Origin of the sequence: Hydrogenophaga sp. ANAO-22 (assembly GCF_042466645.1) — a bacterium.
Lineage (GTDB): Bacteria > Pseudomonadota > Gammaproteobacteria > Burkholderiales > Burkholderiaceae_C > Hydrogenophaga.
In genome coordinates, this window is the sequence record NZ_CP159956.1 from 1,900,894 (window position 1) to 1,915,148 (window position 14,255).

General features: G+C 57.5%; 11 protein-coding genes and 1 pseudogene. 10 read left to right on the top strand and 2 right to left on the bottom strand.

Translation table 11 applies throughout. From position 1 onward, the window contains the following. Positions 1-5: 5 nt before the first annotated feature. Positions 6-1,556 carry a hypothetical protein gene (locus ABSY19_RS08990; RefSeq protein WP_382161532.1) on the bottom strand — a complete coding sequence of 517 codons (1,551 nt, stop codon included), beginning with the start codon at positions 1,554-1,556 and terminating at the stop codon, positions 6-8. Positions 1,557-1,821: 265 nt separating this feature from the next. Between ABSY19_RS08990 and ABSY19_RS08995 the strand changes: the two genes are divergently transcribed. The 10 genes and pseudogenes from ABSY19_RS08995 to ABSY19_RS09040 all read left to right on the top strand — a co-directional run bounded on the left by ABSY19_RS08995 (position 1,822) and on the right by ABSY19_RS09040 (position 11,407). Further along, positions 1,822-2,034, top strand: coding sequence for a DNA-binding protein (locus ABSY19_RS08995; RefSeq protein WP_382163745.1), 213 nt, complete (start codon positions 1,822-1,824; stop codon positions 2,032-2,034). A 175-nt stretch (positions 2,035-2,209) separates the two neighbouring features. After that, the gene (locus ABSY19_RS09000; RefSeq protein ID WP_382161534.1) at positions 2,210-2,866 is read left to right on the top strand and encodes a TnsA endonuclease N-terminal domain-containing protein; all 657 of its coding nucleotides are present in this window, start codon (positions 2,210-2,212) and stop codon (positions 2,864-2,866) included. After that, complete coding sequence (locus tag ABSY19_RS09005) at positions 2,832-4,841, top strand: Mu transposase C-terminal domain-containing protein (RefSeq protein ID WP_382161537.1); 2,010 nt, start codon at positions 2,832-2,834, stop codon at positions 4,839-4,841. The genes ABSY19_RS09000 and ABSY19_RS09005 overlap by 35 nt, the downstream gene beginning before the upstream one ends. Continuing rightward, positions 4,838-5,722, top strand: a complete 885-nt coding sequence (locus tag ABSY19_RS09010; RefSeq protein ID WP_382161540.1) for a TniB family NTP-binding protein — start codon at positions 4,838-4,840, stop codon at positions 5,720-5,722. The genes ABSY19_RS09005 and ABSY19_RS09010 overlap by 4 nt, the downstream gene beginning before the upstream one ends. Before the next feature lie 20 nt (positions 5,723-5,742). Next, positions 5,743-6,105, top strand: a pseudogene (locus tag ABSY19_RS09015) (hypothetical protein); the annotation flags it as partial. Between the two features lie 171 nt (positions 6,106-6,276). Continuing rightward, on the top strand, positions 6,277-6,729 hold the full coding sequence (locus tag ABSY19_RS09020; protein ID WP_382164022.1) for a hypothetical protein: 453 nt from the start codon (positions 6,277-6,279) through the stop codon (positions 6,727-6,729). Continuing rightward, on the top strand, positions 6,726-7,790 hold the full coding sequence (locus tag ABSY19_RS09025; RefSeq protein ID WP_382161543.1) for a TniQ family protein: 1,065 nt from the start codon (positions 6,726-6,728) through the stop codon (positions 7,788-7,790). The genes ABSY19_RS09020 and ABSY19_RS09025 overlap by 4 nt, the downstream gene beginning before the upstream one ends. Positions 7,791-8,923: 1,133 nt before the next feature. Beyond that, positions 8,924-10,156, top strand: coding sequence for a PfkB family carbohydrate kinase (locus ABSY19_RS09030; RefSeq protein ID WP_382161545.1), 1,233 nt, complete (start codon positions 8,924-8,926; stop codon positions 10,154-10,156). Beyond that, positions 10,153-10,776 carry a 7-cyano-7-deazaguanine synthase gene (locus ABSY19_RS09035; RefSeq protein WP_382161548.1) on the top strand — a complete coding sequence of 208 codons (624 nt, stop codon included), beginning with the start codon at positions 10,153-10,155 and terminating at the stop codon, positions 10,774-10,776. The genes ABSY19_RS09030 and ABSY19_RS09035 overlap by 4 nt, the downstream gene beginning before the upstream one ends. A 319-nt stretch (positions 10,777-11,095) precedes the next feature. After that, entirely contained in the window at positions 11,096-11,407 is a 312-nt protein-coding gene (locus ABSY19_RS09040) for a hypothetical protein (RefSeq protein WP_382161551.1), read from the top strand. A gap of 51 nt (positions 11,408-11,458) precedes the next feature. Here ABSY19_RS09040 and ABSY19_RS09045 read toward each other — a convergent pair whose 3' ends face one another. Then, positions 11,459-14,254 (bottom strand): hypothetical protein, encoded by a 2,796-nt coding sequence (locus ABSY19_RS09045; RefSeq protein WP_382161554.1) that lies wholly within the window; start codon positions 14,252-14,254, stop codon positions 11,459-11,461. Position 14,255: the final 1 nt, after the last annotated feature.

Sequence of the window (14,255 nt, forward strand, 5' to 3'; positions counted from 1 at the left end):
GCGGCTCAAAGGGCCGTGAAACCGCGTTTCCAAAGGGCTTCTTCATACTTTTCGCTTTGGCTTTTTCGAGCAGCATCAACATCCTGATCAGAACGGACGATGATCTCGCCAAGGTACTCAGACCTAGAAAATTTTCCTAGGAGTTTTTGGCCAGGCAGGATCTCGATAGACCCGAAGAATGCGCCAAAGCAAAGAACAGTCATTCCACTCAAATCGATCGGCGAACAGAAGATCGTGACGTTGGCGTCCACTTTGCTCTCCTCGTTTGCTTGAAATTCCAGCGACAACGGCGATTCGTAGTCTTGGCCGACATGTGCAAGGAATGAAAACTGAGCAGGTTTCTCAAAAATGTCCGCAGGACGAATCAATTCATTGGTGAGTCCGAGCGATGCCAATTTCAGGTACACCGCCTCCATAGCGGTATAAATCTGATCAAAACCCTCAAAAACAGAAGGCGCCATGGTCCGGAGTTCCAACCGCAATGGTTCCCTCTCACCGTCAGGCACAACATCAAAAATCGTACGATCGCTTTCGCGTATTTCGGCTAAATATGCGATGAAATTCCGCAATTCGACTACTGAGGCGCGTAACTTGTCATCCATCAGGTTGAAACCCAGAAATTGAATGCCTCCTGATTCCAGTCGAAATATAAGATCGAACAATGCCGTCTTCATGCGCATGGCCGCGTACTTCTTTGGGAGGTGCTTCGGTACAGAAAACAATGTCGTCTTGAATTCGTAGCTTTTTCCGTACTCCGAGGTGCGAACACGAATTACACCCCGAGTAAGCCCCTTCTCATTAGGCTTTATGGTGGTAGGAAGGAATTCATTGGAATGGATCAACTCTCGATCAGGAATCCCCATAGGGGCGGAGTATTCGATCAAGTTCACGCCAAACTCGCCCTCAAATCCCAAGAAGCAATTGGCCATCGCTTGAATCGCCTCATCATCTTCAAGTTGAACGTCGAATCTCCTAAGCACACTGTCCGTTTCGATCCCGCGCAGCCATTTGGTCTTCCGCTCTAAATAATCCAGGAAAGAGCCACCCAGTGGCATTTCCAAATGTCTTCGCAGTGTTGCGCCGTCGGCAGACGCCAATCGCAGAGTGTCCTCAAATCTGATAGTCGTCTTGGCCTTGTTCACCTTGAAACCCTGTTCGGCGACTTCTCTCTCCCTCAATGATTTAAGGATATCCATCGCCCTTGCTTGATCGATGTGGAACAGATATGCGTCCGCTGGGATGGGGCCATTTCCGAATCGGTATAGCAGAATAAACGCAGGGCCAGCGAACTGGATCAAGCTCAACGCGCTACTGAAAGTCATCGAAATATTCAAGGCAGCGCTCATCGTGGCCTTGACTTGAACTCGAAAAACCGGCTTGGATTGGGATGTGTAGTCCACAACAATCGGGCTTGGGACTTCTACTTCAAAATCCCAACCGGCTTTGTCGTCCGTCGACGCGTTCGCCACTAACCCGGCATCCTTTGCCATCAAGCGGAAATAGCTCTCTCCCATCCCCCCGAGATCTTCAGGTCGTCGGTCAAACTTCTTAACCATTTTCAATTGCCTTGACAAAGCTATGCGTCAGTTTTTTTGACGCATTTTAATTTGCAGAAATATCATCGCGCAAAGTTAGTTTATCGCATCGTTCTCAAAATCAAAGTATCAGACAAGCGGTAAATCACTGATAAATTTATTAAAAATCAAAGACTTATCAACACCACGCATGCATGTTGAATGATCTCCTCACGAGATCGGATACAAATTTCTTTTCACTTTTGAACAAAATTGATAGCATTTGATTGTGCAGATCAATCCATTCATGCTTCAGAAAGCACGCGCTGAGTTCTTTCTCAGCGGAAGGAGCATTGCTGATTGGGCGCGGGCGCATCAGTTTCGGCAGGACTTGGTCTACGCCGTGCTCAGCGGACGGTCGAAAGCCTCCAGGGGCGAGTCTCACAGGATCGCGATAGAACTCGGGCTCAAAACGCCGAGCGCCATCAATTCTTCATATTCCATGGAGGAAAACACCTAGCCCAAAAACAAAACGCCAACCACCCTTTCGAGTGACTGGCGCTGCCGGCTTCGGAGTTACCGATACCTAGGTTTGGTCCCTTAGGCAAAGTATCTCTCCGGTCGGTGGCGACGTCAAGTCACGCCTAGCGAATCCACGATGAATCGTGAATGCGCTCATCCCACCGGAGAGAAACATGACACGGAAAGTTGTAACTCGCGCACCCCACCGCGAGGTCGGCATTGTCAATGCCAGTTGGTTGCTGGACCACGAGGTCGAGCACGAATCGCACTTGGAGAAGCGGTTCATCATGGTGGCGCTCAGCTGCCCAGTCGTTGTCGACGTCGCCCACCAGCCCTTCGAGGTCTGGCTGGACCCGGAGAAAACCAAAATGTACACCCCGGACTTTTTGGTCACCTTCGGCAACGGCGACAAGGTCGTGGTGGAAGTGAAGCCGGAGGTTTTCATCAAAGAGAACCAGACTCTCCACCATGCAGCGAGACATGCCCTCGCAATCATGGGCTTCCAATTTCTTGTCGTCTCAGACGAGCAAATCGACGCGCATGGGCTGAGCTCCAGAGCGCTGCTGCTGATGCGGTACGGCAGGCTCTTCCTTGACGAGGCTCAAGCCCTCCAGTGCCGCCAGATCCTGGAAGACCACTTCCAGGGAAGCGCCAGCGTGACAGACCTCCTCGAGCATGGAGTCTCAGAGGAAACCATCTGGAATCTGGTCGCACGCCACCAGCTCAAGGTGCCATCCGGGATCAGCCTTTCACCCGCCGAAACCGTTTCTCGCAACTCAACCAAGGAGGACTGCCATGCTTTCTTTTGCACGTGGCTTGGTCTTGAGTAGGGGCTTGCGCACGTTCGAGTTTGAACGTGCCTTGGAGGAGGGCAAAGTCCAGTTCAAGTTTCTCGACACTTTCGAGGTCAGGACATTCCAGGTCTCCAAGCTGTACAACGAGATTCTTGCCGGTGACGTCAAACTGGTTCACCCGGTCCAGCAGACCTCTCAACTGGCACTTGATGAAACTGTCGCGCTGAAATTGCCCAGTGTGATGACGCCCCTGCAGGATGCGTTGATCGCGTTTCGCATGGTGTACATCAAGGCGGCCATTCGCGACCGCGCTTCACCAGGAAGCATCAGGCAGCTGAACGCGGTGATCGCCAGGGTCGACAGGAATGGCGTCGACCCCAACATCGGCGTCGACGCCGAAGTACTCACGCTTGTCAGCAACTTGCGTACCCCCACGGCGTGGACACTGATGAACTGGCTGAAACGGTACCGGCATGGTGGCGCGAACCCGTACGTGCTATGCGACTTGCGCCCACTAGCCAAGAGGGCCAAACGCCTCACGCGAGCAGCCGAGTTAATCATGGAAGCGATCATCTCCAAACACTTCCTTCAGTTGCGGGGGAAGTCGATCAAGGCAACGCACGATCAAGTTCGCCAGGAGATTGAGCACGTCAATCGGCGCGACGGTTCGAAGCTGACCGCTCCATCAGAAAAGACCGTCGCACGGCGCATTCAAGAGATTCCTGAGTACGTCCGGGACATGAAACGCTTTGGCATCGCATACGCACGCAACAAGTGGCGCTTCAGCTTGAAAGGGGATCAAAGCACGCGGATTCTGGAGCGAGTCGAGATCGATCACACGCTCTTGGACATCTGGGTGCTGGACCCACTGTCAGGTGTGCCTTTAGGCCGCCCGTGGATCACTGTGGTGATGGACCGATTCTCCGGCTACGTCCTCGGCTTGTACATAAGCTTTTACGGGCCTTCCTGCGGAACGGTGACAAAGGCGATCAAGTGCTCCATCTTGCCCAAGGGTGATCTGATCTCGGGCATTCCCGAGATTGATCAATTCTGGAGCGCCATGGGCGTTCCAGAATGCTTCGTCGTCGACAACGGGCTGGAGTTCCACTCTCGAAGCTTTCGTCGCATCGCATGGAATCTGAGATGCGACCTGATCTACAACCCGGTCAGGCAGCCGTGGCTGAAAGCATCCATTGAACGCGTGATGATGGAATTCAACAGGATTCTTCCCCTTCAGGGCAAGGTCTTCGCACCCATGAAGAACGCGCAGCGTTCGGATCCGGCGAAGACTGCAGCGATTCTCTTCGACGACCTGTGTTCCTGCCTGCTGATCTGGGCCGCCAAGGTTCATCCGTTTCAGATCCACCCCAAGACGCTGGTACGCCCTGTGGACCTGTGGGAGGAAGGCCGTGCGTCAAGCCCGCCCTCCCTACTTCCCACGGACCTATCCCACTTGGAGCTGGCAGCGGGCATTTCCACCGAGCGTGTCATCGGCGGCGACGGCATCTTCTTCCACTACATGCGATACAACTCACCAGAGCTCCAAGACTATCGCCGCGGCCACGGGGAAACCTTCCGGACAGAAATTCGCTTCGACCCAGACAACTTGGGATGGATGCACGTCCATCTTCCCAAGGCGCAGCAATGGATCCAAGTCCAACTGCAGCGGCCCCACTTCGAATACGGCAACGGTCTGTCGCTTTTGCAGCACGAACTGATCCGCAAGGAGGCCGGTGCACGACTTACGCGGGTCAACGCTGAGGAGGTGCTTTTGATTGCCCAGCGAGATCTCAATGATCGATGGAATCTGGCCATCAAGCGCGGCATCAAAACGCGCAAAGACGCGGACCTGATTCGTGCGCAGGGATTGACGTCGGCCAGCGTGGTCAGAGATCAAAGCTCAATGGGCAATGCGCCTCAAGCGGTTCCCGAGGCCAGTCCAGCCATCCTGAACAACCTCCCGCAGGTGATGCCCTTTAAGGCCTATTCTGTCGACGAGGAGTACGCATGAACCTCGATGACTTCAAAGGTCGCCGATCTCCTTCGGCATTGCGCACCGGCCAAGCGGTCTTATCGCTGGTGATTGAATACCCCGCGTTCCGTCAAGCACTTGAGAGTTGCATCGATCTGATTTACACCATGCAGAAACTCAGGATGCCGAGCGGGATTCTGATCCAGGCTGAGCCGGGCATGGGGAAAACGCTGCTGCTGCAGACCATCAAGTCGCACATGCTGCGGGCCGCAGGGCTTGCCAAGGAGACCTCCTATTTGGAGGTTAGCCTGGACAGTGCCGTCGATACCCACAAGATGGCAGCGGCCATGATGCTGGCCCTCGGGTATCCCATGCTGCCCAGTCGCCCCAACTTGGACAACATGAACCAGATGATTGACAAAGGCCTGGAGCGAAAACGGCCGCACGCCCTTCTTCTGGACGAACTGCAGCATGTCTGCGAGGGAAATCGCGACATCACGGCACGCGCCGTGACCGACTGGATCAAGGTCAGGATGGACCGATACAACCTCCCCATCATCGGCGCGGGGACCAGGGCACTCGAACGCTTGAATTCGATCAATCCACAGTTCACCAGCCGTGCGTCCGCGACGCACGTGCTGGCGCCGTTTGGCTTGGACGATGCCTGGCGACAACTCCTTGTCTCATTCTCTGAGAACGTTTCCGAGGTCGATCTCGGGATCTTGAGGGGCCCACTGGCCAAGTCTCTCCATCAAGCAACGCGTGGAAATCTCCGGTCTCTGAAGCGATTGCTTGTGTACGCCTGCATGTATGCGGCAGATCGCGAGATTCCTGTCGTGTCCGTTGACGACCTCTCAAAGGCATTCGAAGACGCAAGCGGAAGCGGTCCAGACCGGCGAAATCCGTTTCGCAGCGTGTAGTACAGCGGCATGGTTTGACTATGGATGCCTTCCCATCCCCCACCAAACCATGCCTGCTCGCAGCGCCAGCATCCTTTCAGGGTGAAAGCCCAGCATCGTGGGTACAACGCCTCAGCGGCGCACATCAATACTCTTTGGAGCGCTTGAGCCTGATCACGAGCATCCGTCCCAGCGGCGCAGACTGGGACGGATGCGTATCAGACAGCGAATGGGGTCGACTACTGACGCTTTCTGACGTTGCCGGTGACACCTGTGGAGAAGCGCGGTATGGACTGGGTGTGCTTCGTTCGCGTCTGCCCAACGCGGGCCACTTCCGCCAAAGCGGAAGGAGGCCCAGCTACTGTTGGTGCTCCGATTGCATGGCCGGCGATATCACGCCCTACCTGCGGTGGGAGTGGCGCCTACAGGGAATCACACATTGCTCCATTCACGGAACTCGACTCGACGAGGTATGTGGATGGTGCTCAAGCCCGCTGACTGTGCAGCGTGCATTGCTCGTCGGATCAGGGCGCTCACCAGGCGTGCTTGACCTCGCTACTTGCGCGACATGTGGCATGTCTCTGACGGGAGGGGATTCCGCAGACCACGCTCTCGAAAACGACACGCTCGACAGCGCGCTGAACCACGTCATCGCTCAGCTCCGTCAGGCCTACCTGAAGGACGAGAACCAACTTGAACTGGCCTTTGAAAGCTATGCCAAATCGCTGGAAGAAGCAGCGAACTTGGGTCCAGGGTCACGCTACGAACCGCCTGTCTGGTTTGATCTTTGCGTTCATCGAAAGCCCACGCCTGCACAGTTCCCACTCCACTTGACCGGCAACAATTTCACGACCGATGACCCGGCTGCGGCGCGCGCGGGTAGCCGAGGGAGATGGAGTGACGGCTTGAGACCGCAAGATCGTTCGCGTCTGGCACAAGCGCTTCTCATCGTGCGGGAGGAGCTACACCGGCTTCGCATATTGGGCTTGGACCCGTCCAACGCCCGCATCCGTGAGGACGGCATATGAAGCGCCCGCGAGAAAAGCAGAAGCCGAGCGACAGCGGCGTCAATTCACTGTTCGTCCCTGCAGAACTTGAGTTTCCCTTCCATGACGACGTTCGGCCGGCCGAATCCGGGCAAGGCTACGCCCTTCGGATGGCAGGGGAGAACCACCTCAATGGCTTGCCGCAACTCAAATCCTGGCTGGGGAAAAGCCGCTTTTCGACTCTGGATGCTGCGGATGCACCGCTCTTGCGCCAGTGGTTTGGCGCGAGCACGGAGCGTCTTGAACATGCGCTGGGCTGGACCACGATTGGGCGTGGAGGTGCGGCGTGCACCTATGCAGGCCAAGTACTGGGTCGTAGCTATTTTTTGAACCGCAGCTATCCGCGGGTCTGCTTGCTGTGCTTTCAGGCCAACCGCCACTGCCACTCTGCTTGGGACTTCGCCTTGGCTGTTGCCTGCGCAAAGCATCAGGTCCTGCTGGCCGATAGATGCGACTGCTGCACGCGCACCATCTCCTGGAACAGACCAGCGACTCACCGATGCAGCTGTCATATGGATCTGGAACCCCGTGAGACTCCAATACTTGCTACGCCGCTGGAAGTGCAGTTCTCCTCCTGGCTGGATCGAAAAATCGCTGGGGATCGCAATGCCGCCGATGCGGTCCATCAAAAATCCTCCAATTGCGATGACGCACCCGAAGACTCGACCCCGCTCATGCGACTTGTCTGGCCACTGAGCTTGAACGGTGGCATGCGCGTCATTTACGCTCTGGCAACGGCGGCAGGGTATGAGGAATCGAGCCTTTCGAACGAACCACGCGCCCGAACACCACTGAGGAAGGCCCGGGCGATCTTGTCGAAGGCCGATCAATTTGCGCGGAGGATTGGTCAAACCGAGGACATCAATCTCCGCGTGCGGCGCCCCAGCGTCGTCATTCAGCTGCTTGCCGACTGCATGTCAGGTCAAGAGCCTCCAGCCGATCGGAACCTAGCCCAGTCCATCCTCTGCGACGTGCTACGCCAAAAGCAAAAAACCCGATGGAGCGGGGTCAACCCTCAACTGTCGCAACTAACGCTTTTGTGACAGCGTCATCATCGCCAGCCTCGGCCGACGAATGACTCGCGGCGTCTCGACTTTTGACGGAGCGTGTATGGGTGAGGCGCTGACGCCGTCACTGTCGTCCCGCTTCGCACCGGGTTCACTCAGCCCAGCAGAACTGAAAACCTCGCGCGACCAAGAACTCTTTAATCTTCCGCAGATCCGCTTGGTATTCCTTCGGCGTGGGGGCCTTGAGCCTCCGCGCCGGCACCGACAACCAGAGAGAGAAACTATTCCCAAGTGGCATCCGCGCCCTGACAGTCAACGCTTCGCGACCGCATTTGTAGACGGACAGCACATGCCCGCACGAGTGGAGCCATTGAAAAATCTCCTCGAGGGCCTCTTCAACTGTTGTCGCCTTAGAGTCGGCCAGCGGCTGGAAAGAGACGCACACCTCGCTAACGGTTTGGCCTGGCACTGTTACCGATGCGGCTAGGTCGATCGCGTAACGAACTCCAGCGGCGACCCCGTGAGCCTGCCCGAGTGCCTTTACAGACTCAGACGCAGCACTGGTGACGCGGACGGTCAGCTGCTCGTCGGCGATCTTCGGACGGCCGGCGCCTAGTCGCCTCCCTCCGTGTGATGACAACGTCATATGCACCTCTTCGCACTCGACACGTACTGAGCTAACGCGGTATCTTATCTCAAATCTTGATAGTCAACTCGCTATTCAAGATGGCGCCGAGGTGATGCCAGTCGACGCTGGGTAGCCCGAATGGCCCAAGGCCCATAATCACAGATAGCCGGGCACGGAAGCATCTGCCCAAGGCACGCATTGGAGAACCTGGAGAACAGATGTCTGGATTTGACGGTACGGGCGGACCGATATCCCCTGGCGGCAGCTGCGAGTCTCTAGTCATCGACACCCTGCTCGCGTCACCAAAGCTACTAGTCATCCAGGGTCTCAGTACCGGAGACATGCTCGACGTCAGACTGGGCTCGACCGAGGCTGGTGAAAGAGTAGTCGAACTGGTGTTTCTCGGTCAACTCGCGGGTGGTCTTGCCTCCCCAGCAATCAGCCGACTCCGAGAGTGCATTGAGAGCGGCACGCAGTACCAGGCCCGCGTCACAGGCAAACGCGACGCGCTCGTTCGCGTGCGAGTGACCGCTGTTCGGCAATGACACAAACACCACGAATTGACGTGGTGGGCGGTGCCTACGAAGAATGGTGCCTGCGCCCCGCGTGGCACGAGGTATTCGGATCGGCCGGGCGCGCTGCCTCGGCCATAGCTGCAATGGCAGGCCCCAGCAAGGTCACTCTCCACTGCTACGCGGACGCGCGCACAGCGCAGGTTCTCGAGGCACGCTGCGCGCTGGAGGGTACTCGCCTTGTCGCAGTGGCCGTGCCCGCCACCTGCTCGTTCCGCTACACGCACGCGCTTCAACGCCCCGAGGTTGAAGTGCCGCAATCGACCTACGCCTCCGTCGTCGTGCGAGCGGAGACCGTCTTGCGTTTCGGCATGCTTGAGGGTGACGCTGTAGTTCACGGAAAGCGCGTCGTATATGACCCGCAAGGGCGACTGACGCCAGAGCCATTCGGCGCCAACGGCTCATCCGCCGACGAGTTGTTTATCGTGCTCAACGAGCGTGAAGCGCTCGCGATCACCGGGCTCGCTGAAGGTGCCACCGCCCTCAAGCTGGCGGAGGCAACGCGTGCCCTGCACAAGGCTACCGGCGTCATCGTCAAGCGCGGCCCGCTCGGTGCGCTTGTACTCGATGGGGACGACTGGACGGAAGTACCTGCCTTCGAGACGGAGACCGTCTGGAAGATCGGCTCAGGGGACGTTTTTGCAGCCCATTTCGCGCTGAACTGGGCGGCGCATGGCCATAGCGCCACCGACAGTGCGTATCGCGCCTCGTTGGCAACGGCGGTGTATTGCGATGGTCGCGGATTTCCCGAGCAATCCACGCTCGATGTCTTTCCGGCAATGCCTATCCGAGCGTCCGCGCGCTGGATGGCAGGCAGGCAACCTCGCATCTATCTGGCCAGCCCGATCTTCACGCTCGGACAGCTCTGGCTCGTCGAACAGGTCCGCGAAAATCTGCGAATGTTTGGACTCGAGGTGTTTTCACCGTTCCATGACGTCGGGTATGGCAGCGCCGACGACGTTGTCCAGCTTGACTTGGAGGGAATCCACAATTCAGACTTGGTCTATGCGGTCGCCGACGGCATGGACTCCGGCACCATCTACGAGGTCGGCTACGCGCGCGCTCAAGGAAAGCCGGTGGTAGTCTATTGCGAGAATGAGTCAAGCGAGGATCTCAAGATGCTCGAGGGCTCAAGCTGCGTGCTCTGCAAAGACTATGTGAGCTCGATCTACCGCGCTTTGTGGACGGCGATGGCACTATGAGAACGGCATTGCTCCTGTCGGGCGGCATGGACTCGATAGCGATCGCATGGTGGAAGCGACCCGAGGTAGCCATCACCATCGACTACGGCCAGCTTCCAGCCCGCGCAGAGATAGCCGCCGCGACTGCGGTTGCCCGGCGGCTTGACATAGAACACCATGTCGTCAAGGTCGACTGCAGATCACTCGGCTCCGGGGACATGGCAGGACTCAGCGAGAATGAGCATGCACCAGCCAGCGACTGGTGGCCATACCGCAACCAAATGCTCGCGACCTTTGCCGCGATGAAAGCTATAAGCCTTGGCGTGCAGCAGTTGCTTATCGGCTCAGTCCTATCGGACGGCTTCCATCGAGACGGAACGCCGGAGTTCGTCGGGGCGTTGAGTGCGTTGCTCGCGCTGCAGGAAGGCGGCATGACCGTCTCTGCCCCGGCTATCGAGCTGAGCACGCTTGAACTCATACGTCTCTCCAGAGTTCCCGACACCGAACTGGCGTGGGCGCATAGTTGTCACAAGTCCGACGTTCCTTGCGGCAACTGTCGCGGGTGCAACAAATACTTCAAAGTTCTAGAGGATCTGAATGATGGAATGGCAGGACCTCAAGAATCCTCGCCCGAGGCCTAGCCCTCGGCAGTACACGCCTGTTGTTTGGGCCGAGTCGCCTCTGCTACCGCTGCCTGATGCTCCTGCACCGCACACGCTGCCCTTTGCGACGGTCGTTGAGGCAAGGCGCACGCGGTATTTCTTTGCACCTCTGGCAGACGAGCAGCTAGCCTCGCTCATGCAGCTCACTTGCAGGGTCAGGGCCACACTTGGCGGCCCGCTATCGTTCCCTCAGACATACCGACCGGTCCCGTCGGCTGGGGCAATCCACCCGGTGCATGTTGTTCTGCATCGCCCCGGAAACGCTTCGCTCTATCGGTATGACTCAAGCAAGCACGGCTTGCGCCAGCTTGACGCCTCGCTGGACGTGGTGGCACTGCGCGCGACCATGCATGAGGTCATTGACGCACCGAGTGCCACCTTGCTGCTCTTCGTTGCCGAGCCGGGTATGACGGAGTCGAAGTACGAAGGAGCCTCCAGCCTGGTGTGGCGCGATGCCGGCGTCTTGCTCGGGATGTTCGCCTTGGCGGCGGAAGCGCTATCAATGAATTTTTCACCCTTGGGCGTGACCGGCGAGCCTTGGGCGAGCCGACTGGTCCCAGGTGCGCCGCTGGTAGGTGTTGGCGCAGCCTTTGTTGGGGCACGTGCCTAGCGCCGACTCGAGCTGCTCACAGCCGACGTGTTAGCGCCGAGCGATAGGACGTCAAGTCTTCTTGCGGCGAGGAAAGAGTGGTTTCCAAGGCTGCCCGTCCACCTGCCCATCCATCCAAAGCGCGGTGAGTGTCTGCGTGGGTGTGTTGAACGGGGTCACCAACAACATCCCTCGATTGCCATATCCGAGCGTCCGTTGCTCGACCTTTTCCGCCTCAAGCGGTTCGTCACGCGGTTCTGACATAACCAACTGTCGACCTATATCGGAACAGCGTTCAAGGAACGCGGTGGCAGCCGCAGGTGTTATGGCGTGCTCATTCTGCAAGGCATCACTAGCAAACCGAAGTTCGTCATCCTCAAACAATGCGAACACTTTGGCGTTCAGATGCAGCTTGGGACAAATCTCTCGTATCGCATCAAGACCCACCCGCCATCCAGCAACAAAAAGGAAGGCGACCGGGACAGAGAGCAGCGCTGCAGCCTGCTCGTCTGGAAGCTTCTCGCGCTTCTCGCCAAGGTCACGACCAAGGTCGTCTCGATCAAACCACCTGGCGAGGATGTCGCACGCCTGGCCACCTGACCCAACAATATCGTCCACGAAGATGATCGGACGCCCACCGCCGTTGGCGGCATAGTCTTCTAAGCTTCCCAAGTTTGATATGAGCCCCCGTGAATGCACATCCTCAGCAAAATACGCCTGAACGCTGCCACTATCCTTGGCGGAGCCAAAGGGGGCAACCCAAGCATTCTTGAATTCGGCGTGCTCCTGTAAGAACCTCACGAGCGCTTGGTAGAGGTCATCACGATCAATCATCTCGATGCTCGCTAGCAATCGCATCGCGCAGGTCACGTGGTTGTCATCGTCGAACTGTCGCAGCCATTCATACGTATCGACCGCTACAGCCCTCGCGCGTCGCACATTTTCTTCCCCTGCCGGCATCAAATACTTGGTACGTAGGTCATAAAAGGACTTCAGTTGTACACCAACGTCTGCGCGATTCAGACGCGAGGGTACAGGCCTGATGTCGTACGGGGTTCCGTTCCAATAGCCGTGAGACCAAAGCTTCCGCTTGAGGTCGTCCACATTCTTCGACTTTCGCTTGCTCGCCTCGATGGAACTCTCGGGCAGCTTGACGCCATAAAGCGTCCGGACTACTCGCTCGAAAGCTACAAAAACAGCGTCCGCGATCTCAGGCGGACAGAAGATGTGATCACGCGGCTGCCCCGCGTTGTAGTGATCGAGCCAGCTCCCTCGCGCAGATAGCAACTCTGAGAACTGATAGGACTTCTGCGACGACCGGATGATGTACGCACGCCCGACTTCGGTTTCACTCGACGTCGACTCAAGCGAACGCGCAGACACGAGAGAGTCGAGCGAAAAACGCCCCAGTCCGTGCGCGCCGAGAAGATCCAAAATTCGATGAGCCTCGTCACGCACCTGGGCCATCAAGACGGGACCCCGCTCAACATGTCTCAGCTCACTACGCATCAACTCCAACTCTAGGGTCGTGTCGCGGCCCATGTCGAGCGCGGAGCTCCATTCAGGAAACTGGAATGCTCGTACCCAGAGACGCCGCTCACGGAGCGCCGCCAGCAGGTCTGCCGCCGCGACCACTTGCTGCATCCGTCGCCCCTCATCGGCTTCGGCTTCCACCCCTAGTTCTTGGGCTAAGCCGTTTGCGCTCATTCCAACAAACGCATCGTCCGACAATGAGAAAAGCAGGCGGAGAACAGCAGTTGCGCCAGCTGCGGCGACCAATGAACCGATCGCCGATCTCAGCATCTGCTCAACAGCGAGTACCTTCGGATGCTGATAAACCTTGGACGTTGCAAGCATGCGCGCTAGCTGCAGTTCGTCCAACACCGCAGCTGCCGATGCTTTTACGCCGAAGAGCCAGGTTTGGTCCTTCGCGCCGCCGTCGAAAATGGCGGTAAGAATCGCGTCGGGCATCTCTTCAAGCGGCATCCTTTTTACCGCCAACTTCTGCAGCAATCTCTGTTCGTCCAGCAACGTGGGCAAGCCAGCAAAGCGTGCATCACGAATGAGCGCATCAAGGCGTTCGGCATCGAACGGGCCGGTGACGAGCTCATGAACGAGAGGGAGCCGATCGTCAATCCTGCGGCCAATGATGGCAAACGAGACACGTCGCACCCATTCGTCAACGTTGTCCGCAGCCCGCTCTTTGAACTTGGCTAGCGCCGAGGCTTCGCGGTCAAGAAGCAGTTCCAGCAGCGTACGAACGGCCGGCGAACCAGCCAGGAAATATCCGACCATCTGTGCGAGTGACACATCCTCACCGGCGATGCCTGTCTTATGGCGTATCGCTTCAGAAAATTCCTTCGGGAGAGTGGCGAAGGCGGGCAATTCCGAAAGCGCGCCTTCCGAAACTTGCGAAAACGCCACCTGAGCAGCCTCGCGCAGCATCATCGCTAAGCGAAGCACCTGCACGGTCGACTCCTGAATCGGAATGGGCGTCTCCTCCACTGAATATGGAAGGGGCGTCAATTCCGCGAATGAAGACTTGGCAGCTTGATTGAAAGCTGCTGCCATCGACTGGACCAAATCCATCGCTCCGAGTAGATGCTCGAAGCGCGTGTGAACTGCTCCGGGATAGACCCAGTGGGCCGCACCACGCTGACGAATGTAGCGGAGGCGCTGGAAGAGCGGCGAGTCGAGAAGCGCCACCTCCATCCGAGTAAACGAGACGGTTCCCCACAACGCATCGTTTACGTCCTTCCCCCTCAACACCTGAAAGTCACGTAGGGTCGCCGTGTAGGCCTCAAGCTGCTGTTTCGCCAATTCTTCGATGAGCTCCTTGAGGGCATCGAGCGCCAAAGTTTCGGTCATG

Excerpts from the sequence above, each read along its gene's own strand:
- ABSY19_RS08990 (WP_382161532.1), bottom strand. The coding sequence starts at position 1,556 with ATGGTTAAGAAGTTTGACCGACGACCTGAAGATCTCGGGGGGATGGGA.
- ABSY19_RS08995 (WP_382163745.1), top strand. The coding sequence starts at position 1,822 with ATGCTTCAGAAAGCACGCGCTGAGTTCTTTCTCAGCGGAAGGAGCATT.
- ABSY19_RS09000 (WP_382161534.1), top strand. The coding sequence starts at position 2,210 with ATGACACGGAAAGTTGTAACTCGCGCACCCCACCGCGAGGTCGGCATT.
- ABSY19_RS09005 (WP_382161537.1), top strand. The coding sequence starts at position 2,832 with ATGCTTTCTTTTGCACGTGGCTTGGTCTTGAGTAGGGGCTTGCGCACG.
- ABSY19_RS09010 (WP_382161540.1), top strand. The coding sequence starts at position 4,838 with ATGAACCTCGATGACTTCAAAGGTCGCCGATCTCCTTCGGCATTGCGC.
- ABSY19_RS09020 (WP_382164022.1), top strand. The coding sequence starts at position 6,277 with ATGTCTCTGACGGGAGGGGATTCCGCAGACCACGCTCTCGAAAACGAC.
- ABSY19_RS09025 (WP_382161543.1), top strand. The coding sequence starts at position 6,726 with ATGAAGCGCCCGCGAGAAAAGCAGAAGCCGAGCGACAGCGGCGTCAAT.
- ABSY19_RS09030 (WP_382161545.1), top strand. The coding sequence starts at position 8,924 with ATGACACAAACACCACGAATTGACGTGGTGGGCGGTGCCTACGAAGAA.
- ABSY19_RS09035 (WP_382161548.1), top strand. The coding sequence starts at position 10,153 with ATGAGAACGGCATTGCTCCTGTCGGGCGGCATGGACTCGATAGCGATC.
- ABSY19_RS09045 (WP_382161554.1), bottom strand. The coding sequence starts at position 14,254 with ATGACCGAAACTTTGGCGCTCGATGCCCTCAAGGAGCTCATCGAAGAA.